2 protein-coding genes are annotated in these 906 nt (G+C 69.6%); both read left to right on the top strand.

Annotation, left to right across the window (positions count from 1 at the left end):
- Positions 1 to 313: nuclear transport factor 2 family protein (locus AC4FQ5_RS19590; protein ID WP_491146184.1), on the top strand; the 313-nt coding region annotated here is incomplete at its 5' end.
- On the top strand, positions 310 to 906 hold a 597-nt coding region (locus AC4FQ5_RS19585), incomplete at its 3' end, for a DEAD/DEAH box helicase (RefSeq protein ID WP_491146180.1). The genes AC4FQ5_RS19590 and AC4FQ5_RS19585, both read left to right, overlap by 4 nt.

The following is a 906-nucleotide window of genomic DNA, read 5'->3' as shown; positions in this document are numbered from 1 at the left end:
CTTCGGACAGCGTGACCGCGAGGCGCGCGCCGCCGCCATCCGCACCACGTACACGGAGGACGTCGAGTTCTTCGACCCCGACGAGATCATCCGCGGTCACGCGGACCTCGACGCGAAAGTGCAGAGCCTGCTCGACGGTGCCCCCGGCTTCGTCTTCTCGCCGGCCGGGCCGGTCCTCGTGAACCACGACATGGGATACCTCGCCTGGAACCTCGGTCCCGAGGGCGCCGATCCGGTGGTCTCCGGGATGGACGTGTGCTTCATCCGCGACGGGCTCATCGCAAAGGTGTACACGCTGCTCGTCCAGCCGTGACGCCGAACGAGGAGGAGCAGGACATCGATCCGGCGGCGGTCTCGGCACGTATCGCCGACGTCGCGTCCCGCGTCTTCGGATGGGCGACGCTCCGAGCCGGGCAGGCGGAGGCGATCGAGGCCGTCGTCTCGGGACGCGACGTGCTCGCGGTCATGGCGACCGGGCACGGCAAGTCCGCGATCTACCAGATCGCGGGGCACCTGATCGACGGCCCCACCGTCGTCGTGTCGCCCCTCATCGCGCTCCAGCGCGATCAGGTCGAGCACATCCGCGAGTCGACCGGGGAGTCCGAGGCTGTCGCCGTGAACTCATCCCAGTCCGTCACGGCGAACAGTGGCGCGTGGGAGTCCGTGGCCTCTGGTGAGGCGGAGTTCATCTTCCTCGCTCCGGAGCAGCTCGCTCGAACGGACGTGGTCGAACGGCTCGCGGACCTCGGCGTCAGCCTCGTCGTTGTCGACGAGGCACACACGATCTCCGCGTGGGGGCACGACTTCCGGCCCGACTACCTCCGGCTCGGAGGAATCGTCGAGCGCCTCGGCGGCCCGCGGGTCCTCGCACTCACGGCCACGGGCTCCGCTCCGGTTCGCGACGAG

It is taken from the genome of Chryseobacterium sp. DT-167, assembly GCF_058310155.1.
Note: the sequence above shows the minus strand (reverse complement) of the source record. Positions and strands in the feature narration are given on the sequence as shown.